The following is a 6,040-nucleotide window of genomic DNA, read 5'->3' on the forward strand; positions in this document are numbered from 1 at the left end:
TGGCGCATAATTGCGAAATGACTGACGACCGCATCATCGGCGCCGGCGCCACCCGCGAGGATGACGCCGCTGACGCCAGCATTCGCCCGCGCACTCTGGCCGATTACCTCGGCCAGGCACCGGTGCGTGAGCAGATGGATATTTATATCCAGGCCGCCAAGGCCCGCCGCGAGGCGCTGGACCATGTGCTGATCTTCGGTCCGCCCGGGCTGGGCAAGACCACGCTGAGCCATGTGATCGCCAACGAACTGGGCGTGGCGCTGCGCGTCACCTCCGGCCCGGTGATCGAAAAAGCCGGTGATCTGGCCGCGCTGCTGACCAATCTGCAGCCGCATGATGTGTTGTTCATCGACGAAATCCATCGCCTTTCGCCGGTGGTCGAGGAAGTGCTGTACCCGGCGATGGAAGATTTCCAGATCGACATCATGATCGGCGACGGCCCGGCCGCCCGCTCGATCAAGCTGGATCTGCCGCCGTTCACCCTGATTGGCGCCACCACCCGCGCCGGCCTGCTGACCGCGCCTCTGCGCGATCGGTTCGGCATCGTGCAGCGGCTGGAGTTCTATTCGGCCGATGAACTGACCCGCATCGTGCGGCGTTCGGCGGCCATCCTCGGCATCGATTGCAGTGCCGAAGGCGCTGGCGAGATCGCCCGCCGTTCGCGCGGCACCCCGCGTATCGCCAACCGGCTGCTGCGGCGCGTGCGCGATTACGCCCAGGTCAAGGCGGCCGGGCATATCGACCAGGACGTGGCTCAGGCCGCGATGCAGATGCTCAAGGTCGATCCGGAAGGTTTCGACGAGCTGGACCGGCGCATGCTGCGTACCCTGGTGGAATATTTCGATGGCGGCCCGGTCGGGGTCGAGTCGATGGCGGCAGCCCTCTCCGAGGAGCGTGGCACCCTGGAAGACGTGGTCGAGCCGTTCCTGATCCAGCAGGGCTTCCTGGTGCGCACCGCCCGCGGGCGCATGGCCACCAACAAGGCTTACCGCCATCTGGGCCTCAAACCCAAGGCTGCACCGGCGCCAGTAGACCTGTTCGCGGAGCAACGCGATGACGAATGAGTCTCGGTTCAGTTGGCCGACACGCATTTACTGGGAAGATACCGACGCTGGCGGCGTGGTGTACCACGCCCGCTACGTGGCCTTCATGGAGAGGGCAAGGACCGAATGGATGCGCGCCCTCGGCTATGGTCAGGAAACCATGCGTTGCGGTGACGGCCAGGTATTCGTGGTCCGCGCCATGAACCTGGATTTCCTGAAGCCGGCCAAGCTCGACGATGCGCTGACCACCACGGTGGAACTGCTGCAATGCCGGCGGGCCAGCCTGCTGATGGCGCAGGCGGTGATGCGCGATGACCAGGTGCTGGCGACGGCGCAGGTCCGCCTAGCCGCCGTCGGTGCCCGCGATTTCCGTCCGCAGGCGCTTGATGACACGCTTTACGCAGTACTGAAACCCCTTCAAACACAACCCGCTTAAGCAACACTGAGGAAGATCGGATGATCGCTTTGCTTCTGGCCCTGCAGGCCACCGTGACCGAGGTCCTGCCGGCCGACGTCAGCGCCGCCGCCGCGCAGACCGTGGCGCAGGCCAGCCATGGCGGCGGTATCAACTACCTGGACCTGATGATCAAGGCCAGTATCCCGGTCAAGCTGATCGTGCTGCTGCTGCTCGCCGGCTCGTTCATCAGCTGGATGATCATTTTCCGCAAGGCCCGTGTGTTCAAGGCCGCCGACAACGAGGCCAGCGACTTCGAAAACCGCTTCTGGTCCGGTGCTGATCTCGGCAAGCTGTACGCCTCGGCCACCGACCGCAACCGTCAGGTCGATGGTCTGGAAGCCATTTTCGAAGCAGGTTTCCGCGAATACTCGCGTCTGCAGGGCCGTCGCGCTTTTGATGGCCGCACTCAGCTGGAAGGCGCGCAGCGTGCCATGCGTACTACCTATGCCCGTGAAGTGGACGGGCTGGAGCGCAACCTGGAACTGCTGGCCAATATCGGCTCCACCGCCCCATATGTGGGTCTGGTCGGTACCGTGTTCGGCATCATGGTGACCATGCACGACATGATCAGCAGCGGTGAACAGGCCGGTATCGCCTCGGTTGCACCGGGTATTTCCGAAGCCCTGTTCGCCACCGCGATCGGTCTGTTCGTGGCCATCCCGGCGGTATGGGCCTACAACCGCTTCACCACCCGCGTCGAGCGGCTGTCGGTGCGCTATGAAACCTTCGCCGAGGAGTTCAGCTCCATCCTGCAGCGCCAGCAGAGCGGCAGCGACGAGTAAGTGCGCCCGCGCCTTCCTCTGACCGCAGGAGCCCATCTATGACCGCCGCCATTCCCCGCCGCAAGCGCCGCAAGCTCAAGTCCGAGATCAACGTCGTGCCGTATATCGACGTGATGCTCGTGCTGCTGATCATCTTCATGGTGACCGCGCCGTTGCTGACCCTTAGTTTCGAGGTCGACCTGCCCAGTTCCACCGCCAAGGCGCTGGAAAGCAAGCAGGACCCGATCGTGGTCTCGGTACGCGCCGACGGCCAGATGAGCCTGAAGCTGCCCGAAGCCAAGGACCCGCAAGCCATGGACGCTGGCGCGCTGCAGGCGCAATTGAGCGCCCTGGCCTCGCAGGACAAGGAGCTTCGCGTGATCGTGGCCGCCGACAAGAGCGTGGCCTATGAGAAGGTCATGGACGCCATGGACGTGATCAAGGCCGCGAAGATCGAAAAGGTGGGTCTGGCGACCGATGCACGCTGACGCACTGCCTCCGCCGCACGACAACCGCAACGAGTGGGGCCTGCCGGTCGTATTGGCCCTGCTGGTACACCTGTTGGTAGCGGCGATTTTCATCATTGCCTGGGTGTGGTCGCCTTCGCGCAGCACCGAAGCCGCCGCTGGTGATCCGGCGCTTGAGGCCAACATGCAGCTGTCCGCCGCCGAGGCTTCGGCCGCGCGGCAGGCCTTGCGTGCCTCGGAAAAACTGCCGGATCTGCCCGAGCCGGTTGAAGAGGCGCAGCCCGAGCCGGTGCCGGAAGACACGGTGCCGCCGCCGCAGCCCATCGCCGAGCCCAAGCCGCAGGACGCACCGACACCGCAGCAGCACAACGCCCAGGAGCGCATCGCCCAGCCGGACACGGTCGACCAGGATCGCGTCAGTGCCTTGGCCATTTCCCAGGAAAAGGCCAAGCAGGAGCAGGAAGCCAAGCGCCGCCAGGAGCAGATCGACCTGACCGAGCGCAAGCGCGTGGAAGAGGCTGAGCAGAAACTGCGCCTGGCCAAGCAGCAGGAAGAAGCGGATCGCAAGAAGATCGCCGACCAGCAGCGCCAGGCCAATGAAAACCAGGCCGAGCAGGAGCGCCAGCAGAAGATCGCCGAGATCCGCCGCAAGCGCGAGCAGGCTGAGCGCGAGGCCAAGCTGGCCGAGCAGCGCCTGCGCCAGGTGGCCGATGCCCGCGCCCGTGCGCAGGCCACGTCCACCAGCACCGGCAACAGCGGGCCGAGCACGCCGTCGCCGGGGCAGGGCGGCACCAGCAATGACTTGACTGCCAAGTATGCTGCTGCGATCCAGCAGGCCGTGCTCAATCAATGGATACGTCCGGACTCGATTCCGCGCGGCCAGCGCTGCCGGTTGACCATCCGTCAGTTGCCCGGCGGTGAAGTGGTCAGTGTCGAATTCGCTCCCGGCTGCCCGTATGACGAGGCTGGCAAGCGCTCAGTGGAGGCCGCCGTGCTGCGTGCGCAGCCGCTGCCTTATCGCGGCTATGAAACGGTGTTCCAGCGCAACTTGAACTTCAACTTTGAGGCGCAGGATCGCTGAGCAACCGGGTTCCTTCCGGCGTTTTGTTTTCACTGGAAACCTTTTAACCGGGGTGGTTTTACGGCGGATGAGGAAATTTCACGCAATAGTTCGTTCATGATTGCGAAAGTATTCATCTTGCTGCTGCTATCCCTTTTTATCTTCGCCCGTACTGTTGAGCGTCCCATGAAGAAAATGCCTCGCTGGCTGCTTGCCCTCACTGCCCTGTTGCTGCCGTTTGCGGCGATGGCGCAGCAGAAGGGACTGGAAATCGACATCATTGGTGGCAACGCATCGGCAACCCCGATTGCCGTTGTGCCGATGGCCTATCAAGGCTCGGCAGGTGCGCCGCAGACCGACGTAGCCGCCGTGGTCCGCGCCGATCTGGATCGTTCCGGCCAGTTCCGCAACCTGCCCGAAGCGCAGATCGCCGAGCGTCCGAGCCGTGGCAGCGAGGTGCAATACCCGACCTGGCGTGCGCTGAAACAGGATTTCCTGGTGGTGGGCCGGGTACAGGACGCCGGTGCCGGCGCCTACCGCGTGGAGTACGAACTGTTCGACGTGGCCAAGGGTGAGCGCATGCTCGGCCTGGCGATGACCGCACGTTCCAGCGCCATGCGCGACGTCGCCCACCAGATGGCCGATGCCATCTACGAAAAGATCACCGGCGTGCGCGGTGCCTTCTGGACCCGCATCGCCTACATCACCGCCAGCGGCAGTGGCGCCAACATGCGCTATGCGCTGATGGTGGCCGATTCCGATGGCTACAGCCCGCAGACCATCGTGCGCTCGGCCGAGCCGCTGCTGTCGCCGAGCTGGAGCCCGGACGGCCGCAAGCTGGCCTATGTCAGCTTCGAGCGCGGCAACTCCTCCATCTATGTGCAGGACATCGCCACCGGTGGCCGTGAGCTGTTGACCAGCTTCCGTGGCATCAACAGCGCGCCGTCGTTCTCGCCGGATGGCCGCCGTCTGGCGCTGGCCCTGTCGCGCAGCGGCAACCCGGAAATCTACGTGATGGATCTGGGCAGCAAGCAGCTGACCCAGCTGACCAACCACTTCGGCATCGACACCGAGCCGACCTGGGCCGCCGATGGCAGCTCGGTCTACTTCACCTCCGATCGCGGCGGTCGCCCGCAGATCTATCAGGTACCTTCCACTGGCGGTAGCGCCAGCCGGGTGACCTTCCAGGGCAACTACAACGCCAAGGCCAGCGTATCCTTCGACGGCAAGAAGATTGCCGTCGCCCAGGGGGCTGGCAGCAGCTACAAGATCGCGATAATGGACAGCAGCCTGGGTTCGCCGCGCTGGACTACGCTGTCGCCGGGTTCGCTGGACGAATCACCGAGTTTTGCGCCCAATGCGAGCATGATCCTGTACGCCGCTCGTGAAGGTGGGCGTGGTGTGTTGTATGAAGTGTCGGCCGATGGCCGGGTGCGTCAGCGTCTGGTGCTGGCTGATGGCGATGTGCGCGAACCGGCTTGGGGCCCGTACCGCACTGCGCGTTGATAAAATGTTAATCTCTGCAGGCATTAATCCCAACTTTGGCCAGGAGCCACTAGGTATAGCCATGAACAAGTCAACTCGTGTTTTGCTCGTCTCGCTGCTGTCGGTAGTTGCACTGGCCGGTTGCACGAAGAAGGTCAAGGAACAGCCGGCACAGCCGTCTGTCGATAACGGCTCGAGCACCACCCAGCCGACCGGCCCGTCCACCTCCGGCCTGTACGGTCCGGGCGACCTGGACACCGACGCCTGCCTGCGTCAGCGCGTTGTCTACTTCGATCTGGACCAGGATTCGGTCAAGCCGGAATTCCAGGCCATCATGGCTTGCCACGCCAAGTACCTGCGTGACCGTCCGTCCTCGCGCATCACCCTGCAGGGCAACACCGACGAACGCGGCAGCCGCGCTTACAACCAGGCCCTGGGCGAGCGTCGTGGCAACGGCGTGAACTCGGCTCTGCAGGCCAACGGTGGTTCGGCTTCGCAGCTGACCGTCGTGTCCTACGGCGAAGAGCGTCCGGTCTGCACCGATTCGAACGAGTCCTGCTGGTCGCAGAACCGTCGCGTCGAAATCGTCTACACCGCGCAGTAATCGATGCGCATCAGCCTCAAACTGATGCTCGTGGTCGCGGGCGCCCGGGTGGGGGGCGCCCCCCCCGTTGGACACCGGGGCAGTATTGGGGGGGCGGGTGGGGGGGTTGTTAAGGAGGGGAAAAAAACGAAAGCCCAAAACCCCGATGGAAAAAAACGGGAGC

The 6,040-nt window shown here is 64.2% G+C and carries 7 protein-coding genes; all 7 read left to right on the forward strand.

Going from position 1 to position 6,040, the window contains the following annotated elements; translation table 11 throughout:
- Positions 1-17 precede the first annotated feature (17 nt).
- The 7 genes from ruvB (at position 18) to pal (ending at position 5,877) form a co-directional block, all read left to right on the forward strand.
- The gene (ruvB, locus tag ACVOLZ_RS08420) at positions 18-1,064 is read left to right on the forward strand and encodes a Holliday junction branch migration DNA helicase RuvB (protein ID WP_481515768.1); all 1,047 of its coding nucleotides are present in this window, start codon (positions 18-20) and stop codon (positions 1,062-1,064) included.
- Positions 1,054-1,479, forward strand: coding sequence for a tol-pal system-associated acyl-CoA thioesterase (gene ybgC / locus ACVOLZ_RS08425; protein WP_282269154.1), 426 nt, complete (start codon positions 1,054-1,056; stop codon positions 1,477-1,479). The genes ruvB and ybgC overlap by 11 nt, the downstream gene beginning before the upstream one ends.
- Positions 1,480-1,499: 20 nt before the next feature.
- The gene (gene tolQ, locus ACVOLZ_RS08430) at positions 1,500-2,282 is read left to right on the forward strand and encodes a protein TolQ (RefSeq protein ID WP_481515769.1); all 783 of its coding nucleotides are present in this window, start codon (positions 1,500-1,502) and stop codon (positions 2,280-2,282) included.
- Positions 2,283-2,320: 38 nt separating this feature from the next.
- Positions 2,321-2,749: a protein TolR gene (tolR, locus tag ACVOLZ_RS08435; RefSeq protein ID WP_481515770.1), complete on the forward strand. Its 429-nt coding sequence runs from the start codon at positions 2,321-2,323 to the stop codon at positions 2,747-2,749.
- Entirely contained in the window at positions 2,739-3,809 is a 1,071-nt protein-coding gene (gene tolA / locus ACVOLZ_RS08440; protein ID WP_481515771.1) for a cell envelope integrity protein TolA, read from the forward strand. Before tolR ends, tolA begins: the two co-directional genes overlap by 11 nt.
- Before the next feature lie 165 nt (positions 3,810-3,974).
- Positions 3,975-5,294, forward strand: coding sequence for a Tol-Pal system beta propeller repeat protein TolB (gene tolB / locus ACVOLZ_RS08445; protein WP_481515772.1), 1,320 nt, complete (start codon positions 3,975-3,977; stop codon positions 5,292-5,294).
- 61 nt (positions 5,295-5,355) lie between these two features.
- Complete coding sequence (gene pal, locus ACVOLZ_RS08450) at positions 5,356-5,877, forward strand: peptidoglycan-associated lipoprotein Pal (RefSeq protein ID WP_481511655.1); 522 nt, start codon at positions 5,356-5,358, stop codon at positions 5,875-5,877.
- The last annotated feature ends 163 nt before the right edge of the window (positions 5,878-6,040 follow it).

The organism is Stenotrophomonas sp. STEN020, from assembly GCF_056760195.1.

Coding starts and splice junctions, on each gene's coding strand:
- ruvB (WP_481515768.1), top strand. CDS start 18: ATGACTGACGACCGCATCATCGGCGCCGGCGCCACCCGCGAGGATGAC.
- ybgC (WP_282269154.1), top strand. CDS start 1,054: ATGACGAATGAGTCTCGGTTCAGTTGGCCGACACGCATTTACTGGGAA.
- tolQ (WP_481515769.1), top strand. CDS start 1,500: ATGATCGCTTTGCTTCTGGCCCTGCAGGCCACCGTGACCGAGGTCCTG.
- tolR (WP_481515770.1), top strand. CDS start 2,321: ATGACCGCCGCCATTCCCCGCCGCAAGCGCCGCAAGCTCAAGTCCGAG.
- tolA (WP_481515771.1), top strand. CDS start 2,739: ATGCACGCTGACGCACTGCCTCCGCCGCACGACAACCGCAACGAGTGG.
- tolB (WP_481515772.1), top strand. CDS start 3,975: ATGAAGAAAATGCCTCGCTGGCTGCTTGCCCTCACTGCCCTGTTGCTG.
- pal (WP_481511655.1), top strand. CDS start 5,356: ATGAACAAGTCAACTCGTGTTTTGCTCGTCTCGCTGCTGTCGGTAGTT.